The 19,432-nt window shown below is 65.6% G+C and carries 22 protein-coding genes and 1 pseudogene; 17 read left to right on the forward strand and 6 right to left on the reverse strand.

The window, feature by feature from the left end:
• Positions 1 to 44: 44 nt before the first annotated feature.
• Positions 45 to 614 (forward strand): sigma-70 family RNA polymerase sigma factor, encoded by a 570-nt coding sequence (locus ASC70_RS05500; protein WP_056047245.1) that lies wholly within the window; start codon positions 45 to 47, stop codon positions 612 to 614.
• Positions 615 to 738: 124 nt separating this feature from the next.
• On the opposite strand, the gene ASC70_RS05505 is transcribed toward ASC70_RS05500, so the two are convergent.
• Together ASC70_RS05505 and ASC70_RS05510 are read right to left on the reverse strand one after the other, a co-directional pair.
• Positions 739 to 1,920 carry an aminotransferase class V-fold PLP-dependent enzyme gene (locus ASC70_RS05505; protein WP_056047247.1) on the reverse strand — a complete coding sequence of 394 codons (1,182 nt, stop codon included), beginning with the start codon at positions 1,918 to 1,920 and terminating at the stop codon, positions 739 to 741.
• Positions 1,896 to 2,687 (reverse strand): tryptophan 2,3-dioxygenase, encoded by a 792-nt coding sequence (locus tag ASC70_RS05510; protein ID WP_056047252.1) that lies wholly within the window; start codon positions 2,685 to 2,687, stop codon positions 1,896 to 1,898. Before ASC70_RS05510 ends, ASC70_RS05505 begins: the two co-directional genes overlap by 25 nt.
• Before the next feature lie 104 nt (positions 2,688 to 2,791).
• Here ASC70_RS05510 and ASC70_RS05515 point away from each other — a divergent pair, with 104 nt between their 5' ends.
• From ASC70_RS05515 to ASC70_RS24815, 3 genes are all read left to right on the forward strand, one after another.
• Positions 2,792 to 3,250 (forward strand): Lrp/AsnC family transcriptional regulator, encoded by a 459-nt coding sequence (locus ASC70_RS05515; protein ID WP_056047255.1) that lies wholly within the window; start codon positions 2,792 to 2,794, stop codon positions 3,248 to 3,250.
• 218 nt (positions 3,251 to 3,468) lie between these two features.
• Positions 3,469 to 5,049 carry an AAA family ATPase gene (locus tag ASC70_RS24360; RefSeq protein WP_162247184.1) on the forward strand — a complete coding sequence of 527 codons (1,581 nt, stop codon included), beginning with the start codon at positions 3,469 to 3,471 and terminating at the stop codon, positions 5,047 to 5,049.
• Positions 5,049 to 6,110, forward strand: coding sequence for a hypothetical protein (locus tag ASC70_RS24815; protein WP_156396130.1), 1,062 nt, complete (start codon positions 5,049 to 5,051; stop codon positions 6,108 to 6,110). Before ASC70_RS24360 ends, ASC70_RS24815 begins: the two co-directional genes overlap by 1 nt.
• 47 nt (positions 6,111 to 6,157) lie before the next feature.
• Here ASC70_RS24815 and ASC70_RS25255 read toward each other — a convergent pair whose 3' ends face one another.
• Positions 6,158 to 6,547, reverse strand: a complete 390-nt coding sequence (locus tag ASC70_RS25255; protein ID WP_200939241.1) for a hypothetical protein — start codon at positions 6,545 to 6,547, stop codon at positions 6,158 to 6,160.
• Between the two features lie 118 nt (positions 6,548 to 6,665).
• Here ASC70_RS25255 and ASC70_RS25910 point away from each other — a divergent pair, with 118 nt between their 5' ends.
• The 4 genes from ASC70_RS25910 to ASC70_RS05540 are packed head-to-tail and all read left to right on the forward strand — an operon-like array spanning position 6,666 to position 9,038.
• Positions 6,666 to 6,773 (forward strand): hypothetical protein, encoded by a 108-nt coding sequence (locus ASC70_RS25910; RefSeq protein WP_369815106.1) that lies wholly within the window; start codon positions 6,666 to 6,668, stop codon positions 6,771 to 6,773.
• Positions 6,774 to 6,823: 50 nt separating this feature from the next.
• The gene (locus ASC70_RS05530; protein ID WP_056047260.1) at positions 6,824 to 7,864 is read left to right on the forward strand and encodes a glycosyltransferase family 2 protein; all 1,041 of its coding nucleotides are present in this window, start codon (positions 6,824 to 6,826) and stop codon (positions 7,862 to 7,864) included.
• Positions 7,861 to 8,325: a GtrA family protein gene (locus ASC70_RS05535; protein ID WP_056047264.1), complete on the forward strand. Its 465-nt coding sequence runs from the start codon at positions 7,861 to 7,863 to the stop codon at positions 8,323 to 8,325. Before ASC70_RS05530 ends, ASC70_RS05535 begins: the two co-directional genes overlap by 4 nt.
• Positions 8,313 to 9,038: a bifunctional 2-polyprenyl-6-hydroxyphenol methylase/3-demethylubiquinol 3-O-methyltransferase UbiG gene (locus tag ASC70_RS05540; protein WP_056047268.1), complete on the forward strand. Its 726-nt coding sequence runs from the start codon at positions 8,313 to 8,315 to the stop codon at positions 9,036 to 9,038. The genes ASC70_RS05535 and ASC70_RS05540 overlap by 13 nt, the downstream gene beginning before the upstream one ends.
• Positions 9,039 to 9,071: 33 nt before the next feature.
• On the opposite strand, the gene ASC70_RS05545 is transcribed toward ASC70_RS05540, so the two are convergent.
• Entirely contained in the window at positions 9,072 to 11,231 is a 2,160-nt protein-coding gene (locus tag ASC70_RS05545) for a DUF6311 domain-containing protein (protein WP_056047271.1), read from the reverse strand.
• A 234-nt stretch (positions 11,232 to 11,465) separates the two neighbouring features.
• Between ASC70_RS05545 and ASC70_RS05550 the strand changes: the two genes are divergently transcribed.
• Both ASC70_RS05550 and ASC70_RS24820 read left to right on the forward strand, forming a co-directional pair.
• Entirely contained in the window at positions 11,466 to 12,002 is a 537-nt protein-coding gene (locus ASC70_RS05550; RefSeq protein WP_056047274.1) for a hypothetical protein, read from the forward strand.
• Positions 11,999 to 12,185, forward strand: a pseudogene (locus tag ASC70_RS24820) (hypothetical protein); the annotation flags it as partial. The gene ASC70_RS05550 and the pseudogene ASC70_RS24820, both read left to right, overlap by 4 nt.
• On the opposite strand, the gene carB reads toward ASC70_RS24820, so the two are convergent.
• Positions 12,178 to 15,468, reverse strand: a complete 3,291-nt coding sequence (carB, locus tag ASC70_RS05555) for a carbamoyl-phosphate synthase large subunit (RefSeq protein WP_056047278.1) — start codon at positions 15,466 to 15,468, stop codon at positions 12,178 to 12,180. The pseudogene ASC70_RS24820 and the gene carB overlap by 8 nt on opposite strands.
• Positions 15,469 to 15,708: 240 nt before the next feature.
• On the opposite strand from carB, the gene ASC70_RS05560 reads away from it, so the two are divergent.
• The 5 genes from ASC70_RS05560 to ASC70_RS05580 all read left to right on the forward strand — a co-directional run bounded on the left by ASC70_RS05560 (position 15,709) and on the right by ASC70_RS05580 (position 18,320).
• Positions 15,709 to 16,017: an autorepressor SdpR family transcription factor gene (locus tag ASC70_RS05560; protein WP_056047281.1), complete on the forward strand. Its 309-nt coding sequence runs from the start codon at positions 15,709 to 15,711 to the stop codon at positions 16,015 to 16,017.
• On the forward strand, positions 16,014 to 16,649 hold the full coding sequence (locus tag ASC70_RS05565; RefSeq protein ID WP_056047284.1) for a hypothetical protein: 636 nt from the start codon (positions 16,014 to 16,016) through the stop codon (positions 16,647 to 16,649). The genes ASC70_RS05560 and ASC70_RS05565 overlap by 4 nt, the downstream gene beginning before the upstream one ends.
• 113 nt (positions 16,650 to 16,762) lie before the next feature.
• Positions 16,763 to 17,167 carry a metalloregulator ArsR/SmtB family transcription factor gene (locus ASC70_RS05570; RefSeq protein WP_082539855.1) on the forward strand — a complete coding sequence of 135 codons (405 nt, stop codon included), beginning with the start codon at positions 16,763 to 16,765 and terminating at the stop codon, positions 17,165 to 17,167.
• Positions 17,164 to 17,649 (forward strand): SRPBCC domain-containing protein, encoded by a 486-nt coding sequence (locus ASC70_RS05575; RefSeq protein WP_056047286.1) that lies wholly within the window; start codon positions 17,164 to 17,166, stop codon positions 17,647 to 17,649. Before ASC70_RS05570 ends, ASC70_RS05575 begins: the two co-directional genes overlap by 4 nt.
• A complete protein-coding gene (locus ASC70_RS05580) occupies positions 17,646 to 18,320 on the forward strand; it encodes a glutathione S-transferase family protein (protein ID WP_235519275.1) in 675 nt (224 codons plus the stop codon). The genes ASC70_RS05575 and ASC70_RS05580 overlap by 4 nt, the downstream gene beginning before the upstream one ends.
• 125 nt (positions 18,321 to 18,445) lie before the next feature.
• On the opposite strand, the gene ASC70_RS05585 is transcribed toward ASC70_RS05580, so the two are convergent.
• Positions 18,446 to 18,655 carry a cold-shock protein gene (locus tag ASC70_RS05585; RefSeq protein WP_047407565.1) on the reverse strand — a complete coding sequence of 70 codons (210 nt, stop codon included), beginning with the start codon at positions 18,653 to 18,655 and terminating at the stop codon, positions 18,446 to 18,448.
• Positions 18,656 to 18,934: 279 nt separating this feature from the next.
• Here ASC70_RS05585 and ASC70_RS05590 point away from each other — a divergent pair, with 279 nt between their 5' ends.
• Positions 18,935 to 19,114, forward strand: a complete 180-nt coding sequence (locus ASC70_RS05590) for a hypothetical protein (protein WP_047407568.1) — start codon at positions 18,935 to 18,937, stop codon at positions 19,112 to 19,114.
• A 90-nt stretch (positions 19,115 to 19,204) separates the two neighbouring features.
• Positions 19,205 to 19,351, forward strand: coding sequence for a hypothetical protein (locus tag ASC70_RS25260; protein WP_200940379.1), 147 nt, complete (start codon positions 19,205 to 19,207; stop codon positions 19,349 to 19,351).
• Positions 19,352 to 19,432: the final 81 nt, after the last annotated feature.

A 19,432-nucleotide genomic window follows, 5' to 3' on the forward strand; every position in this document is an offset into this window, starting at 1 on the left:
CGCCACCCGTTCTTAGCTTGAGCATATTCCCAACGGGGGCCGTCATGGACCATCACGACCAGAAGACCTTCGAACGCGACCTGATCGCCCTGATCCCGCACCTGCGGGCCTTCGCGCGGTCGCTGTGCGGCGACGCCACCGCCGCCGACGACCTGGCGCAGGACGCCGTGGCCAAGGCCTGGGCCAGCCGCGACAGCTTCACCCTGGGCACCAACATGAAGGCCTGGACCTTCATGATCCTGCGCAACCAGTTCTATTCGGACAAGCGCCGCAGCTGGCGCTCGGTCGCCCTGGACCAGGAGACCGCCGAGCGGACCCTGGTGGCCAACACCAATTTCGACAGCGCCATCGCCCTGGACGACCTGCGCCAGGCGATGATGATGCTGCCCGAGAACCAGCGCGAGGCGCTGATCCTGATCGGGGCCGGCGGCTTCTCGTACGAGGAGGCGGCCGAGGTGATCGGCGTCGCCGTCGGCACGGTCAAGAGCCGTGTCAGCCGGGCCCGCGCCGACCTGGTCCAGATCTTCGAAGGCGGCCACTACGAACGCGACGGCAAGCCGGTGCACGAGGCGATGAGCTCGATGCTGTGGGCGCTGGAGCGGCTGTCGGCTTAGGCCATAAAAACTGTCATCCCGGACAAGCGCGAAGCGCGCAGATCCGGGACCGCCGGAAGCGCTGAGCTTGCCGCGGTCCCGGCTCTCCGCTGCGCTGCGGCCGGGATGACACGTTGTTTTTGAGCTAGCTGAGTTCGCGACAGACTTCGCAGAACGCCGCCACATCCCCCTCGTCGTGGTACGCCGACAGCCCCACCCGCAGCACGTCGTCGCGGACGTCGACCACCACGCCGCGCTCCGCCAGCGCCGTCTTCCACGCTAGCGCCGAGCCGTGCCGCAGGGCCACGAACCGGGCCGAGGGCCCGTCGCCCGGCGGGTTGACCACCGTGGCGTCGCGCAGCGGCCCCGCCTCGCCGGCCGCGATCTTCGCCAGCAGCAGATCCCGCAGCCCCGCCACATGGGCGGCCACCGCCGCCGTGGTCAGGCCCTCGGCTTCCAGCATCCGGCCCGCCGCCACGAAGCGGTACAGGCCCGAGGGGTCGAAGGTCGCGCCCATGAAGCGGCTGGCGTCGCGGGCGTAGCCGACTCCGCCGGGCGGACCCTCCAGATCGCCGAACTCGGCGTACCAGCCGGTCAGGGCCGGACGGGGTCCGAAGCCTGGCGGGGCGTGCAGGAACGCCGCTCCCTCCCCGGCCATCGCGTACTTGTAGCCGCCGGCCAGGTAGAAGACCCGGTCGGCCACGGCCGCCAGGTCGGTCGGCACGGCGCGGAAGCCGTGATAGCCGTCGACCACGACCCACGGGCCTTCGGGCCGGGCCAGGGCGGCCAGCTCCCAGACGCGGTCGAACACCAGGCCGGTCTTGAAGAACACGTGGCTGACGAAGATCAGGTCGTAGGTCCCGCTGCGCGCCGCCGAGAAGAACCGCTCGGCGAAGTCCGAACGCTCGGTCTCGACCAGGGTCAGCTCGATCTCGCCCGCCTCGACCCAGCGCTGGGCCTGGCGGCGGAACGAGTGGAACTCGCCGTCGGTGGACAGCACCCGCACCGGCCGCCGGCCGACCGCCGAGACCAGCCCGGCCAGCAGGGTGTGGGTGTTGGGCGCGAAGACCACGGTGTCGGCGGAAGGCAGAGAGAGCTCGCGCGCCACCAGCCCCTGGGCGGCCGGATGGACCTCGCCCATCACCTTGTCCCACTTGTGGTCGGCCAGGACGACGGCGTCTTCCCAGGCCTGGACCTGGGCGGCCAGGGTGACGTCGGGCCAAAGGTGGTGGCTGTGGGCGGCCATGTGCAGCCGGCCCGGTACGGAAAGCGCCCTCGAAAAGAGATCCTTGCGCGCCGCCACTACAGCTTGGTCCTCAGCGACCACAGCTCCGGAAACGCCCGCCGGCGCAGGGTCGAGGTCAGGTAGCCCACCCCGTCGGTGCCGCCGGTGCCCGGCCGGCCGCCGATGATCCGCTCGACGGTCAGCACGTGCTTGTGGCGCCAGGTGACCAGGGCGTCGTCCAGGTCGACCAGCTTCTCGGCCAGCTGGTACAGCTCCCAATAGCGCTTGGTGTCGCGATAGACCTCCAGCCAGGCGGCCTCCACCTCGGGCGAGGGCGCGTAGGTCTGGCTGAAGTCGCGAGCCAGCACCGCCTCGGGCACCGCCAGCCCCGCCTTGGCCAGCTGGGCGATGGCCAGGTCGTACAGGCTGGGGGCCGCCAGCGCCGCCTCCAGCTGGGCCAGGGCGCTCGAGCCCTCCTGCTGGAACTTCAGGAAGCTGTTGTCCTTCAGGCCCAGCAGATATTCCAGGGTGCGGAACTGGTGCGACTGGAAGCCCGAGCTGGACCCCAGCTCGCCCCGGAAGCTGAGGTAGTCGGCCGGCGTCATGGTCGCCAGCACGTCCCACGACAGGGTCATCACCGTCTGGATCCGCGACACCCGCGCCAGGGCCTTGTAGGCCGGCTCCAGGTCGTGCGCCGCCACCAGCCGCATGGCCAGCATCACCTCGTGGATGATCTCCTTGAGCCACAGCTCCTTGGTCTGGTGGATGACGATGAACAGCAGTTCGTCGTGACGGTCGCTCAGCGGCTGTTGCGCCGCCAGCAGCTGGTCCAGCGCGAGGTACCGCGCGTAGGTCATGTCTTGCGCCATGCGACGACCCTAACCGCTCGAAGGCGGGACATTGTGCGCGTTCGCCCCGCCGCCGCCTACCGTGTTAGAACGATGTCCCGTAAAAACCGCCAAGAGCAGAACGAATGGCCGCCCTGAACCGCATCGACCTGTCGATCCTCCGGATTCTCGAAGCCGACGCCCGGATCTCGTTCGCCGCCCTGGCCGAGCGGGTCGGCCTCTCCAAGTCGCCCTGCTGGTCGCGGGTCCAGGCCCTGGAGAAGCAGGGCGTCATCACCGGCTACCACGCCCGCATCGACGCCGCCGCGGTCGGCAAGGGCCTGACCGTCTTCGCCCTGGCCACCGTCGACTTCGCCCGCGCCGAAGCCTTCGAAGCCGCGGTGCTGCGGCACCCGGCCATCACCGACTGCCACTCGACGGCGGGGGCGGGGGACTACCTGCTGAGGATCGTGGCGGCCGACGTCGCGGACCTGGACCACCTGCTGCGCAAGGAGCTCAGCCAGCTGCCGGGGGTGCAGCGGTACACCACGACGGTGTGCATGAAGGCGATCAAGGAAGGCGGGATGGTGATGGCGGGGGTGTGACCCAAAGGCCACAATTGAAAACGTCCGTTTTGGTGCCGAACTGCATATGCCGGAGCGCTGGCGCAGGCAACTCGAAGCCAAGTGCAATAGGAAAGCCGCATTGGCACGCGAGCTATGGCTTTTGATCTGGCAGGCCCGCCAGAGTTCGCAGGTTTGCGCGCAATAGAAGCTGTGCCACAGTAGCCGCAACTGCGACGCGATGCGTACGGGAGGTGGGCTTGCTCCGAAGTATTGGTGTAGAAAATTACCGGACTTTCCCGCAGCCCTCTAGCTTCGATCTAGCTCCCATTACCATCATGCTGGGAGCAAATAGCAGTGGAAAAAGCTCGATAACTCGACTTCTTCCGCTATTTGCGCAAAGCATGTCCTTGAGGAGCGCAGCACCCATTCTATGGGTCTCAGATAATTTAGATTACGGCTCATTCTACGACAATGTTCACAACCATGACACCAGCGGAAGTATATCATTTTCTTTTGAGGGTATGTTTTCCCAGATTTCGAGAAGAGGTAGAAGGACCTTCTTAAATGCAAGCACAAGCAGCGCTATAAAGGATTATGTGCATTTTAAATATTCAATAAGCGTTTCTGGTGACAGCGAAAAAACTGATATCAATTGTATTGAGATCAAGATACACAATATTGCGATAAAACTTCCAGTAAGTGGCGGGTCGATAATAGATAAGGTATTTTTCGACGGCGTTGAATTTTCAGGAATCCTAAAAGATAGGAATATATTCTATCAGGATGGCTTATTTCCGAACTTGTTTTACGTAAAACAAGATCAAGGAAATCTTAGCGTGGTGGGAAACGACACCTTCCTTATGGATGCAGCTAAGATTTTACGGAAGTACGCACACCAAAATACAAGTATAGAAAAAATAAAAAACTTATTAACTGGCCTTCAAGTTAGGCCAATTGGCGAAATGATGGCGCTCATCACCTCCAGATCTTTCGATATACCATCTTTACAAAAAAATCTTGGAGTCATCTCTGTATTAGATAGAAGCAAAATATGGTCCCTTTGTTTCCTGGCAGCACTACCCATACTTATGGAAGATATAAAGGAGGCAATATCTTCCGATATAGTTTCGGGAGGTTATCTTGGACCTATTCGTGCAAGAGCTTCACGATACTACAGACGACAGGAATTGGCGGTCGAACAGATCGACCCTTCCGGCGAAAATCTGGCAATGTACCTGAATTCACTTCATCAATATGAACGCGATGAAATTAATCGAGACTTAGAGGAATTTTTTGGCCACAAGATCAAGGTTCATCCCGGCGAAGGTCATATAAGCCTCAGGATTTCTGCTTCTGGCGAAGATCACGAGGACAACCTCGCTGATGTGGGCTTTGGATTTTCTCAGCTTATTCCGGTTGTCGCTCAGATACATGCGACAGCGCGCTCCCTGAACCGATTTAGCGGAAGAGTAGCATCGACCCTGCGAGCTGACTCGCCTTTGATTGCCGTTGAGCAGCCTGAGTTGCACCTACATCCGGCGTACCAATCGAAGTTGGGGGCCTACTTTGTCCATGCCGCCACGCGAACTAGACACGGGGTTCCGCCCTTCCGGTTCTTGATTGAGACACACAGCGAGCCGCTCGTTAACGAGGTGGCCGCCATGGTCGCCAGGGGCGCCATCCCCGCCAGCGACGTACGCCTCTATCTCTTCGAGCGCCCTACGGGGCGAAGCGGCACCACAGTGGTGCAGGCGGATATCCTGCCAAACGGCACGATCCCGAACTGGCCCTTCGGTTTCTTCACGAGTGGAAAAATTAGGCCGTCGGCTAAGCTGTAATGATCGTTGTTATCGATGATGCGACGTTTGCCGAAGAGATCACACCAAGCCTTGTATCGGCGGTTCAAAGCGCCCTGGCTGCGGCACAGTTGGGCCTCCACAGGGTGCTAGTGTCGCCTGTAGCCCTGGAGATAGCCGAAGCGGTCGCGCCGGAGCTACCTTTCCTTCAAGGGTTGCGCATTGCGCAGGGAGGCTGGGTCGAGGGGAATGCTATGGCGCGGCTTGCATCCCGCGTTTTGGTGCTCACAGCCAACCCAGACCGAAGAAGCCACCAAGAGGAAAACAGGTATTTCGTACATTGCGACGATGTAGAGGAGCGAGGCCTGTTCCGAGAACCTTCGGTTGTCATGGAATCCATGGCTACAGATGCGAAATGGTTAAAGATATGCATGCGAGCTATACTTCAATTGTCATCATCTGAATTTAGACGATATTGGCACGCAAAACCGGAGCAGGGCGGCGGAAGCACGCTGTTTAATTTTGTGCATCGCTACGCGGATGATGACCCAAATCCTATGGCTATTGTCGTGGACAGGGACGCAAATGGTGAACCACCGCGTCACTCTACGGCAGACAAAGTTCTTCGATCTTCAGTCTCTAAGGGAATTTTTGCTGACAGAAACACAGCCCACGCTGGAGGCTTTAGCTCGAGCATGCCAAATATATCTATACATGTATTGAATTGCTGGTCTATTGAGAATTTAATATTTCCAAAAGTCATGGAGATATTTTTCAACGAATTGGCCAATGGAATTGGTGACACATCAAGGCGCGAAACGATAGTGAGGATATTTCCTTCATTCCCCGACATCGCGAACGATCGAGCTGAAGATTGGTTATTTTTGAAATTCAAGAACAATCCTACGCATGGTGGAGGCAGTATATTTGACAGCGGATGCATCGATAGACTGATCGCCTGGATTGATCAGAATGAGAGTAACTATTCGAGATTTGCTGCGACCTTGCTGGAGGAGGCAAATAAGCCGGTTTTTGATGCCGCCTTGAGAGGCGCGTTGCGCGACTTCTGGAGTGTCGGGCAGCGCCTCAAAACCCTTGCCTAGGGACATCGTCGCCTGCAGGCGGTTCGATGACCGGCACCTCACAAATCTCACAACCTCCCCCGCCCTCTCCCCTTCAACCGCCCCAGCTTCCCCGCCCCACGCCCCGTCCCACGCCCCGCCACCGGCAATACCCCCGCCACCTCGGCGATCATCGCCGCGGCTTCGATTTCGGCGGCCATCGCCTCGTCCTCGCCTGCCGGCAAGCCCACCCGCCGCGTCCCGGCCGCCCGGACCAGCGACAGCGCCGCCACCTTGCGCACGCAGGCCGCCAGTTCCCCGCAGGCCTTGGCCTTGTCGCGGGCGGCGCGGACCTTGGCGGGGTCGGGGTCGGTGTCGATGGTGGTCCAGGCCCGGTCGAGGGCGGCCATCAGCTTCTGTTGGACGGCGTCGCGCCAGCGGGCGACCTGGTCGGCTCGGGTTTGGGAGGTCTGGGTCATGGCTCTAGCTTGCGCCCGGGCTGAACACCGGGGACAGGAAACGTGCGTTTTCCTGTAAGGCGTTGGATTCGTTGAGGCGGGCGCGGAAAAGTACGGGGATTGAGCGGGGTGAATGCTCGTGCTTTTGGGGTGGGTGAGCCGGCCTGGGCCCCTCCACCGCCGTTCGGCGGTCCCCCTCCCCCTGAGGGGAGGAAGGTGGAACCCTCGCGCGCCAGCCTGTGGATAACTTTCGCGGGTCTTTCCCCGTCGCGCCCGAGGCGGCTAAGAGTACGACCCATGGTTCAGTCCGCCGTCTCGCCGCCTATCGCGGCCCCCGTTTCGCCCGCGTCCGCCGCGCCGCCCGCCTCGCCCGCGCCGCGCACGCGGGCCGGCAAGCGGCTGTCGATCGTCGCGCCCTGCTTCAACGAGCAGGAGGTGCTGGACATGTTCTTCGCGCGGATCGAGGCGGACCTGGCGGCGCTGGGGGTCGATTACGAGATCGTCTGCGTCAATGACGGCAGCCGCGACCACACCCTGGCGGTGCTGCTGAAGCACCATCAGCGCAACCCGCGCGTCAAGGTCATCAACCTGGCCCGCAACTTCGGCAAGGAGACCGCCCTGTCGGCGGGGCTGGACGCGGCGACCGGCGACATGATCGTGCCGATCGATGTGGACCTGCAGGACCCGCCCGAGCTGATCGGCCAGTTCCTGGACGCCTGGGAGGCCGGGGCCGACGTGGCCTATGGCGTGCGGATCGACCGCAGCGCCGACTCGCCGCTGAAGCGGCTGACGGCCCAGGGCTTCTACAAGGCCTTCAACCGGATGTCGGACGTCGACTTGCCCTACAACGCCGGCGACTACCGGCTGATGGACCGGCGGGTGGTCGAGGTGATCCGCCAGCTGCCCGAGCGCAACCGGTTCATGAAGGGGCTGTTCGCCTGGGTCGGCTTCAACCAGGTGGCCGTGCCCTATGCCCGGCCCGAGCGGGCGGCGGGGACCAGCTCGTTCCGCTATTGGAAGCTGTGGAACTTCGCCCTGGACGGCATCACCTCGTTCAGCACCGCCCCGATCCGGGTGTGGAGCTATGTCGGCCTGGTGGCGGGGGTGCTGGCGGTCGGGGTGGCGGGGATGATCGTGCTGCGCACCCTGCTGTTCGGCCGCGACGTGCCCGGCTATCCGTCGCTGATGGTGGTGATCCTGATGAGCTTCGGCCTGCAGATGCTGGCCATCGGCTCGCTGGGCGAATACGTGGCCCGCATCTATCAGGAGGTGAAGGGCCGGCCGCTGTACGTGGTCATGGACCGCTACGGGTTCGATCAGGCAGGCGACGGGGCGTGAGCGTGGCGGCGCTGCTGACTCCGGCGCGGCGGGAGCTGCTGCTCTCGGCCGTCCGCTATGGCCTGGCGGGGATCCTCAACACTCTGGTCGGGTTCACCGTGATCGTGGGCCTGGACGTGGGCCTGCACCTGTCGGCCCACCTGGCCAACGCGATCGGCTACGCGGTCGGGATCTGCGTCAGCTTCGCCCTGAGCAAGCTGTTCGTGTTCAAGGCCCGCCAGGCCAAGCCCCGCGCCTCGCTGCGCTATGGCGTGGCCGTGGCGGTGGCCTTCGCCGTCAACCAGGGGGTCCTGAGCCTGGCGCGGCTGGTCGCCCCGTCCGGCCCGGTCTGGGACGTCGCCGCCCAGGGCGCGGCCGTCGTCAGCTATACCGGGACCCTGTTCCTGCTGGCCCACTACTGGGTCTTCGCCCACCACCCGGACGCCGCCTCCGGCAAGGATACGCCTTCATGGACCGCCTGATCTACGACCGCATCCGCGAGCTGGAGAGCGACCACTGGTGGTTCGTGGGCCGCCGCAAGGTCCTGCGCCGCCTGCTGCGGCGCCTCGCCCCGCCGGCCGGCGCGCGGATCCTGGAGGTCGGCTGCGGGGCCGGCGGCAACGTGCCGCTGCTGCGCGAGTTCGGCGCGGTCGCGGCCCTGGAGCCGGACGACGAGTCGCGCGCCTACGCGTCCGAGCGCCTGGGCCTGGCCATCGACACCGGCCTGCTGCCCGACGGCCTGCCCTATGACCCGGAGAGCTTCGACCTGGTCTGCGCCTTCGACGTGGTCGAGCATGTCGACGACGACGCCGGCTCGGTGCGGGCCCTGGCGCGGCTGGTCAAGCCGGGCGGGGCGATCCTGACCACGGTGCCGGCCTATCCGTGGATGTGGAGCCACCACGACGTGCTGCACCACCACAAGCGCCGCTACCTGCTGCCGGCCTACCGCGCCCTGTTCGAAGAGGCCGGGCTGACGGTGGAGAGCGCGACCTATTTCAACACCCTGCTGTTCCCGCTGGCCGCCGTGCAGCGCACCGCCAAGCGCCTGCTGGGCGACAACAGCGCCGACGACGCCATGCCGCCGGCCTGGCTGAACAAGGCCCTGGCCGGGGTGTTCAGCCTCGAGGCCCCGCTGGCGGCCGGGCCCGGCCTGCCGTTCGGCCTGTCGATCGCGGTGATCGCCCGCAAGGCCTAGGGCCCGGCGGCCGCGCCCGGAGGCGCGAGCCGCCTACCGCAGGACCTTGATCTCCTGCACCGCGATGCCCAGCATCCGAGGGTCGCTGCCGCCGACCCGCGCGTCCGGCAGGTCGAAGGCGAAGCGGACCGTCTCGCCCGGCTTGGCGACGTCGGCCGGCACGGCGAAGCGGTAGGTGTAGAAGGTGGCGGCGCCGATCTCGTGGCTGCCCAGGCGGCGGCCATCGGCATACAGCGTGACCCGCTGCGGACGGATCGGCAGGTCCGAGAAGCCGATCGCGACGATCTCGACGAAGAAGCCGCCGGGCCCGATGGTCTGGGGCGCGTCCAGCTGGAACTCGGCCTTGTGGCCCAGGGTCCACAGGCCCTTGCCGCCGGGGTCCAGCTCGGCCCAGCCCGAGACCAGGGCGGGCGACCGGGGCAGCTGATCCAGGCGGATCGACTGGATCGAAACCCGCGCCGCGCCCAGCTCGCCGGGCGCCACGTGGGTCAGGTCCGCTATGCCGCCCAGGTCGCGGCCACAGATCACCCCGCGCGCGAAGCGATAGCAGTCCGTGCGCTTGGTCACCGGCTGCAGCGAGCCGCCCTCCATCCGCCCCTCGGACAGCACGATGGTCATGCGGCGGTCGCCGGGCGCGGCGGTCTTGGTCACGGACGGATCGATGACGGCGCAGTCGACGGCGTCATTGCTGCGCGCCGTGCCGAAGGTGTTGAGCGTGCCGCCGGTGCGGACGGCCACCAGCGACATCTGGCTCATGACCCGCAGGTCGCCCCAGTCGAGGTTGCAGAAATAGGTCGGGCGGAACACCCACGGCCGGCCGCGGATGGCCGGGCTGTGGGCGAAGCCCGCCGGCACGGCCAGGCTGTCCGGCTCGGCGAAGGTCTTGCGCACGCCCTCGCGCAGGGGACTGGTGTCGTAGGCCTGGACCAGCAGGGCCGCGACCAGCAGGCCCAGGCCGATCGGCCGGCGCAGGCGGCTGACCCAGTTGATGGCGATCGCGGTCAGCAGATAGGCGGGGGCCCAGAAGAAGCGACCGTGGGCGCGGTAGATCGCGACGATGTCGGCCAGCTTGCCCCTGGGCTTGGGGACGTCGAACAGATGCCACGGGCCGGCATAGACGATCCAGCCGATGGCCCAGGCGGTCAGGCACGCCATGGCCAGGATCAACGGCGTCCAGCGCGTCCAGAAGCCGAACTCCGGCCGCCGGCCAGCCGACAGATCCTTGACCGTCAGGCCCAGCATGATCGCCACCAGCAGCAGGACGCCCACGCCCATGAACTGGAAGCCTTCGAAGTACTGGCCGGTGGGGGCCAGCGTCTTGTTGAACCAGGCGCCGTTCCAGGCCTGGCCGAACAGGTTCGAGGCCTGGGGCCAGACCGGCGCCAGGGCGTTCATCGAATAGACGCCCAGCGCGTCGGCGCCGCCGGTCGAGCTGGTTCCGTCGGCATAGCCCAGCAGGAAGGCCGACCCCGCGACCACGGTCAGGACGGCGACGGCGGCGATCGGCATACGCTTCCAGGCGTCGATCCGGCGCTGAGACAGTTCGGCCAGCAGGGCCGCGCCGAAGCAGGCTCCGATCGGAACCAGGTGATAGGCGTGGATCCCCGTGGCCAGTGCGGCCAGGAGCACGAAGCCCGCCACGCGCTTGGCCGTCATGCCGAACCGCGCCGACGACACCGACAGGGCCAGGGCGAACAGCACCAGCCAGTGGCCGCTCAAGGCGATGTGGCCGAACTGGCGCGCGAACCAGGTCGGCATCAGCAGGGCGATGAATCCGCCGATGGCCAAGGCCACCCGGTCCTTCACGCCCAACGACCGCAGCAGGGCCACCATGCTCCAGGCCTGAAGCGGATACGAGATCATCAGAAACAGGCCGAGCGGGTTGAAATAACGGCCCAGGCCCGAGGCTTTCAGCAGGATCGACAGCCAGGGGATGCTGTCGGTGAAGACGATCGACACCGGATGCGGCAGCAGGCCCGACACCATGGTCAGCGGGAAGGTCCAGGGCTGACGGACAAAGGCCTCGTAGGCCGCCGTCATGACCAGCATGTCGTTCTTGGGATTGCTCCAGAACTTCGCCGAGGCCAGCGGGATGTCGAAGCCGAACATGAAGCCGCACAGCAGGATCGGCACGATCGTTATCGCGGCCGCGAACGCGAGCTGCTCAAGCGACGGTTTCTTCGGAAAACGCATGGAATCCCCTCGACTACGAGCGCTGCATAGCATCGAACTCGCGCCTGAACACCCCTGCGGCGGTAACGGCGAGCATGCCTCCGGGGGTTGCAGCGCGCGCGGGGCGGACGGGCGCCAGGTCATGCGGATCACGCCCACGCCGAGGGGCGCGGCTCGACCCATTTAGATTTAGACTTGTAAATTTTACAAGCGCGGGCAACCTGCCGCTTCGGTCCGGAGCGGTGGGAGAGCGTCATGGCGGTGAAGGATTTCGGGACGCGACGGACGCGGCGGCTGCTGGTCCCGTTGATCATCTCGGGGATCGCCGTGGTCGGGATCCTGGGCGCCTTCCTGTTCACCGGCTTCGACCTGGCGCGGTTCGAGCGCGCCCAGGGCTTGATGCCTTCGCCCTCCGCCGCACAGCAGGCGCGCTACCAGCCGCTGGCGCGGACCGAGTGGCGGATCGTGCGGGCCAATCTGGAGGCGCGGCTGAAGCAGACGAACCCGCTGGAGCTGGGCGCGGTGTGGTCCACCCGCACGGGCCAGATCTGCGGCCTGGTCAACGGCCGCGGCAGCTTCGGCGGCCTGACCGCCATGACCCGGTTCTACACCGTCGACCAGCGGCCGGTGTTCCACCAGGACGTCGAGCACGTGCTGTTCCAGAAGACTTGGTTCCAGTGCCGCCGCGACCAGTACGTGATGCTGCACCAGGGCACTGAGGAGCCGGGCTTCTGCGGCACCGAGCTGGGGCGGCGGCGGTGCTACCACGTGCGAAACGGTGTTAGAGAATAGCCCCCCTTCTCCCCTTGCGGGAGAAGGTGTCGGCGGAGCCGACGGATGAGGGGTCGCACGAACGAAGACCGCCGCGACGGCGGTTAGGCTGTCGCGGCGGTTCTGTTCTTCAACCCCTCACCCGACCCGCTTCGCGGGCCACCCTCTCCCGCAAGGGGAGAGGGAAAGCGGGCGTTTAGTAGCTCTGCAGCGGCCTCACGTCCAAGACCTCTTCCGGAGCCACGGCGATGGCTTGCGCCGCCGCCAGGGCGCCGGCCGAGGTGGTGTAGTAGGGCACCTTCATCATCAGGGCCGTCCGGCGGATCTCGAAGCTGTCTTCCAGCGCCTGCTTGCCTTCGGTGGTGTTGAACACCAGCTGGACGCCGCCGTTCTTCATCACGTCGACGATGTGCGGACGGCCTTCCAGGACCTTCTTCACATAGTCGACCTTGACGCCCTGGGTGGCCAGGTAGGCTTGCGTGCCTTCGGTCGAGAGCACCGTGAAGCCGGCCGCCTGCAGCAACTTCACCGGCTCGACGATCCAGGGCTTGTCGCTTTCCTTGACCGAGACGAAGGCCGCGCCCTTGGTCGGGAGCTTGACCCCGCCGCCGAGCTGGCTCTTGGCGAAGGCGCGGGCGAAGGCGGGACCCATGTCGGCCTCGCCGTCGCGCTTCCAGTCCAGGCCCATGACCTCGCCGGTCGAGCGCATTTCCGGGCCCAGCACCGTGTCGACGCCGGCGAAGCGGGCGAACGGGAAGACCGCTTCCTTGACCGCGATGTGGTCGTAGGGAACGTCCTTCAGGCCGAAGCTGGCCAGGCTCTCGCCGGCCATGATCTTGGCGGCGATGGCGGCGACCGGCTGGCCGATGGTCTTGGCCACGAACGGCACCGTGCGCGAGGCGCGCGGATTGACCTCCAGCACATAGATGCGCGGGTTGGCCGAGTGCGGCTCCTCGATGGCGAACTGCACGTTCATCAGGCCACGGACGTTCAGGGCCAAGGCCATCTTGACGGTCTGGCGCTTCAGCTCCTCGACGGTCTCGGCCTTCAGCGAGAAGGGCGGCATCGAGCAGGCGCTGTCGCCCGAGTGGACGCCGGCTTCCTCGATGTGCTCCAGCACCCCGGCCACGAAGACTTCCTTGCCGTCGCACAGGGCGTCGACGTCCACTTCCGTGGCGCGGCTCAGATAGTGGTCCAGCAGGATCGGGTGCTCGAACGAGATCTCGCCGGTGTTGGCGATGTAGCGTTCCAGGTGCTCGTGGTCGCGGATGATCTCCATGCCCCGGCCGCCCAGCACGTAGGACGGGCGCATCACGAACGGGAAGCCGATCTGCTCGCCGGCCGCGCGGGCCTCTTCCCAGGTGCGGGCGATGGCGTTCTCGGGCTGGGCGATGTCCAGGCCGTTCAGCAGCTGCTGGAAGCGCTCGCGGTCCTCGGCCAGGTCGATGGCGTCCGGGCTGGTGCCCAGGATCGGGACGCCCGCCTCTTCCAGCGCGTGGGCCAGCTTCAGCGGCGTCTGGCCGCCGAACTGGACGATGACGCCGGCCAGCTCGCCCTTGCTCATCTCGACATGCAGCAGCTCCAGCACGTCCTCGGCCGTCAGCGGCTCGAAGTACAGGCGGTCGGAGGTGTCGTAGTCGGTCGAGACGGTCTCGGGGTTGCAGTTGACCATGATCGACTCGATGCCGATGGCGTCGAGCGCGAAGGCCGCGTGGCAGCAGCAGTAGTCGAACTCGATGCCCTGGCCGATCCGGTTGGGACCGCCGCCCAGGATCACCGCCTTCTTGCGGTTCGACGGCTCGCTCTCGCACTCGGGGACCTGGCCCAAAGCGCCGGTCTCATAGGTCGAGTACATGTAGGGCGTCGAGGCCAGGAACTCGCCGGCGCAGCTGTCGATGCGCTTGAACACGGGGCGGACGCTGAGCTCCTGGCGCAGGCTGCGCACGGCGGCTTCGGCCTGGCCGGTCAGCTTGGCCAGGCGGGCGTCGGAGAAGCCTTGGGCCTTCAGGGCGCGGAAGCCTTGGGCGTCCTTGGGCAGGCCGCCGGCGCGGACCCAGCCTTCCTGGCGGATCAGCTCGGCGATCTGGCGCAGGAACCAGGGCTCATACGAGCAAGCGGCATTCACTTCCTCGACGGTCAGGCCGTGGCGGAAGGCCTGGGCGATGACGCGCAGGCGGTCGGGCGTGGGGGTGCCCAGGGCGCGGATCACCGCGGCCTTGCCGGTGTCGGGATCGTCGGCGCCGTGGATCTCGACCTCGTCGAAGCCCGACAGGCCGGTCTCCAGGCCGCGCAGGGCCTTCTGGACGCTTTCCTTGAACGTGCGGCCGATGGCCATGACCTCGCCGACCGACTTCATGGCCGTGGTCAGCAGGGGCTCGGAACCCGGATACTTCTCGAAGGCGAAGCGCGGGATCTTGGTGACGACGTAGTCGATCGACGGCTCGAACGAGGCCGGGGTCGCGCCGCCGGTGATGTCGTTCTTCAGCTCGTCCAGCGTGTAGCCGACGGCGAGGCGGGCGGCGACCTTGGCGATCGGGAAGCCGGTGGCCTTCGACGCCAGGGCCGACGAGCGCGACACCCGCGGGTTCATCTCGATGACGACCATGCGGCCGTCGGCCGGGTTCAGGGCGAACTGGACGTTCGAGCCGCCGGTCTCGACGCCGATCTCGCGCAGCACGGCGATCGAGGCCGCGCGCATCCACTGGTATTCCTTGTCCGTCAGGGTCAGGGCCGGGGCGACGGTGATCGAGTCGCCGGTGTGGACGCCCATCGGGTCGATATTCTCGATCGAGCAGACGATGATGCAGTTGTCCGCCGTGTCGCGGACCACTTCCATCTCGTATTCCTTCCAGCCCAGGACGCTCTCTTCGATCAGCACCTCGGTGGTCGGCGACAGGTCGAGGCCGCGTTCGACGATCTCCTCGAACTCCTCGACATTGTAGGCGATGCCGCCGCCGGTGCCGGCCAGGGTGAACGACGGGCGGATGATCGCCGGCAGGCCGACGAACGCCAGGCCTTCGCGGGCCTCGTCCATATTGTGGGCGGCCTTGGACTTGGGGCTCTCGAGGCCCAGCTTGTCCATGGCGTCGCGGAACTTCTGGCGGTCCTCGGCCTTGTCGATGACCTCGGCCTTGGCGCCGATCATCTCGACGCCGAACTTCTTCAGGGTGCCGTCGGCTTCCAGAGCCAGGGCGGTGTTCAGCGCGGTCTGGCCGCCCATGGTCGGCAAGAGGGCGTCGGGGCGCTCCTTCTCGATGATCTTGGCGACCATCTCGGGCGTGATCGGCTCGATATAGGTCGCGTCGGCCACGTCCGGATCGGTCATGATCGTGGCCGGGTTCGAGTTGACCAGGATGATCCGGTAGCCCTCGGCCCGCAGCGCCTTACAGGCCTGGACGCCCGAATAATCGAACTCGCAGGCCTGACCGATGACGATCGGGCCGGCGCCGATGATCAGGATCGAGGAAAGGTCGGTTCTCTTGGGCATGGCTAACTCGCGCGAAGACACGGTCGCGCACATCCGCGCGCCCGCTGTCGACCATCTTGCTGGTTAAGCCGCCCGTTTAGAGACGGAGTCGGATCGGCGCAACCCTTGATCCGGAGAGCATGGTTAGGGGAAGGGAACGTCGATTGAACCGCCCTCTCCCCCGCGGCTCGAAGCCGCGCCGTGGAAGGCGGCGCGAAAAAGGGCTGGACTCTTATTTCGTTGATTAGCTAAATAACGAACATGAGCATCGTCTTCAAAGCCCTGTCCGATCCGACCCGTCGTCGCGTCCTTCAACTGCTGAGGGAGCGCCCCATGACGGCCGGCGAACTGGCGGGCCATTTCCCGAGCTCCAAGGCGACCATGTCGGCCCACTTCGCCGCCTTGCGCGAAGCTGGCCTGATCGTCGCCGACAAGCAGGGAACCACGATCACGTACGCGCTGCGGCTGTCGGTCCTGGAAGACGCTTTGCTAGGCTTCGCCGAGTCCCTCGGGATCGGCCTTCAGGTTCAGGGCGATCCGGCTCTGTCCGCCAAGGAGAGTTCCGAATGACCGACAGGAACAAGCTCGTCGTGTTTCTCGCCGTCGGCGAAATGACGCTCGTCGCGCTAGGGAGCCTGGCCTGGAAGTATCCGCTTCTGGCGCACCTGACCGCGTTCGACGGCTCGGAAACCTGGCGACGCATCTTCGGCCAGGCGGCGGTCATCGTGTTCTGCCCGATATGGCTAGCGCTTGGATGGCTGGTCGCCCAGCATCGTCTAGCCACGGCCGTTCCCCGCCTCTCCGACGACTATCGGCGCTGGACCGAGGTCAGTCTGGTGGCGTCCGGCTTGGCGCTCCTCGTCATGCAGGCCTGGACGGCCCGGAATTTCATTGCTGAGGAAAACCTGGGGCGCGTGGCCTTGCTGCGGGCGATCACGCTGTTCCTGGGCGCCTTGACCGCGGCCCAGGGCAATTTCTTCGCCAAGCTGGAGCCGCCCAGCGGCGTGGGCGCTCCGGCGCCCGGCGTCTGGACCCGGATCGCGCTGCGCATGGGTTGGGTCATGTCCCTGACCGGTCTGGGGGTGATGGCCTGCTCCCTGACGCTCAAGATGCCCGCCCTGTTCTTCGTTCCCGTGGCGGCGATGTTCGCCTTGCTCGCCAACGCCGTCCTGAGCCGTCGCGCGCTGCGCCTGCCGGCCTGAACCCCAACCTCGAGCCTGACTGAAGCCGGAGGGACGCCCTCCGGCTTTTTTGTATTTGACAGCCGCTCATTCTCAATTTAACAAGTCCGTTAATTAACACAGACGTTAAATGAATGACCGATCATCTCTCCACCACCTTCGCCGCCCTGGCCGACCCCACACGCCGCGCCATCCTGGCCCGGCTGGCCACCGGCGAGGCGTCGGTCAACGAATTGGCCGAGCCGTTCGAGATCAGCCTGCCGGCCGTCTCCCGCCACCTGAAGGTGCTGGAAGGCGCGGGCCTGATCAGCCGCACCCGCGAGGCCCAGCTGCGGCCCTGCAAGCTGGAGCCCGAAGCGTTGAAACAGGCGTTCTCATGGATGGAGACCTATCGCCGCTTCTGGGACGACAGCTTCGACCGCATGGCCGCCTATCTGGCCGAGCTGCAGGCCCAGAGCGCCCAGACCGCCCAAACCAAGGCCGCCCAACCTTCAAATCTCAAGCCCCCCACTTCCAAGCGTACGGAGCCCAAGGCATGACCGATGTCGCCTCCCCTACCCCCTCGCCGGCGACCTCGGTCGTGCAGGACGACGAGCTGCTGATCGAGCGGATCTTCGACGCCCCCCGCGACCTGGTCTTCTCGGTGTGGACCCAGCCCGAGCACCTGATGCGCTGGTGGGGGCCCAAGACCTTCACCGCGATCGGCATCGAGCAGGACTTCCGCGTCGGCGGCGCCTACCGCTTCGGGATGCGCAGCGAGGAAGGCCGCGAGATCTGGAAGTCGGGCGTCTACCAGGAGATCGTCCCCGGCGAGCGCATCGTCATGACCTTCCGCTGGGAGGACGGGGCCTGGGACGTCGACAACCTGGTCACCGTCACCTTCCTGCCCATGGCCAGCGGCCGGACGCTGCTGCGCTTCCACCAGACCCCCTTCAAGACCGTCACCGCCCGCGATTCCCACATCGGCGGCTGGACCAGCCTGTTCGAGAAGCTCACCACCTATCTGGAGACCGTCCAATGAACGCCATGACCACCACGCCCCCTGTCGTTTCCGCCTTCGCCTGGGTGCCCGACTTCGCCCGCGGCCACGTGCGCGACCTTCGCGTCCGCTGGGCTCACGAGGAAGCCGGCCTGCCCTATGGCACCCAGAAGCTGGCCACCGGCGAGAACGCCGGCGCCTATCGCGACCAGCAGCCGTTCGGCCAGGTGCCGGCCTATCGCGACGGCGAGGTCGAGATGTTCGAGAGCGGCGCGATCGTGCTGCACATCGCCGAGCAGTCGGAGGCCCTGTTGCCGCGTGAACCCGCGGCCCGGGCCCGGGCCCTGACCTGGATGTTCTGCGCGCTGAACACCATGGAGATCCCGATCGGCAACCTGGCCGACATCGACATCTTCAACGCCGGCGCGGAGTGGACCAAGGAACGCCGCCCGGCCGTCGAGGCCCATGCCCGCAAGCGGCTGGCCGAGCTGGCCCTGCGCCTGGGCGACAACCTCTATCTGGACGGCGACCGCTTCACGGCCGGCGACCTGCTGATGGCCGACGTTCTGCGCAACGCGCCCGCCGCCCTGCTGGCCGAACAGCCCAAGCTGGCTGCCTATGTCGAGCGCTGCACGGCCCGCCCGGCCTTCCAGAAGGCCCTGGCCGCCCAGCTGAACGACTTCACCGGCTCGCCGCCGCCCGGGTGGAACTGAGGGGGCGAGCAAAATCCCTCTTCCATAGGGAGAGGGAGGGGCCCATCGCCATACCCCCAAACGAAAATAGGCCAGCGCAAGCGCTGGCCTATTCTTTTGGACCAAGGTCCAGATGCGAGGGTCGATTAGACCGCTTGCAGCTGGCCGGCCGAGGTCTTGCCGCTGCGGCGGTCTTGTTCCAGCTCGTACGAGACCTTTTGGCCTTCGTTCAGCGAGCCGAGACCAGCGCGTTCAACGGCCGAGATGTGCACGAACACGTCAGCGCCGCCGTTGTCGGGTTGGATGAAGCCGAAGCCCTTGGTGCCGTTGAACCACTTCACGGTGCCGGTAGCCATGGATGAAATCCTTTTAGTCATAGGTGTTCGTCACCCGGAAACGTTCCGGTTGACGATCAAATTTCGTTGGAAGTTCGGGGGGCGCGTCCGGCGCTCCACAGGGGGAGCAAGGAATAGCAGGCCGAGCGGCAGCGAATTCGATGACTCATCTAGCCTCAAATTATTTTCGGAATCAAGAAGAATAATTTCGCCGACTTTTCGAGGATAGCCGCACCCAAAGCTCTGCTTCGCGCGTTTTCGTCTTGGGACGACCTTTTACGACGGGACCGGAGCTTTGGCATGACCTTGATCGAGAAGATCCCCACGCTCAGCGACGCCGAGCTGAAGATCCTGCTGTCCAACGCCCGCCGGCTGGACGTCACCGGCACCCCGGCCCAGCGCCGCGAGGTCGCCATCGTGATCACGCCGCTGGAACGCGAGGCTTCCCGCCGCCGCGCCCTGAACGCGCCGCGCCGCTAGGCGGCGCATTGCGTCGACCCCACGCTTAGGGCCTTGCGGGAGTCATAATTGCAATTCATTCTCAGGAGCATCATCGCGAAGGAGACGACGATGGTTCTGCGGATGACGGGCGCCAGCTGGCTGGCCACGATGATGCGATCCGAACGCGCGCCCGACGAACAGCCCGCGCCGGCCCCGGCCTGGCTGCTGGACGGCGCGGCCGAACCCGAGGTGGTGGAGGCCCCTCCTCCCCATTAGGGGGAGGTGGATCGCCGCGAATACGCGGCGAGACGGAGGGGGTCCGCGAAGCGGTGGTGAACTCGCCACCGCACAGGGCCC

This window comes from Caulobacter sp. Root343 (assembly GCF_001425745.1).
Lineage (GTDB): Bacteria > Pseudomonadota > Alphaproteobacteria > Caulobacterales > Caulobacteraceae > Caulobacter.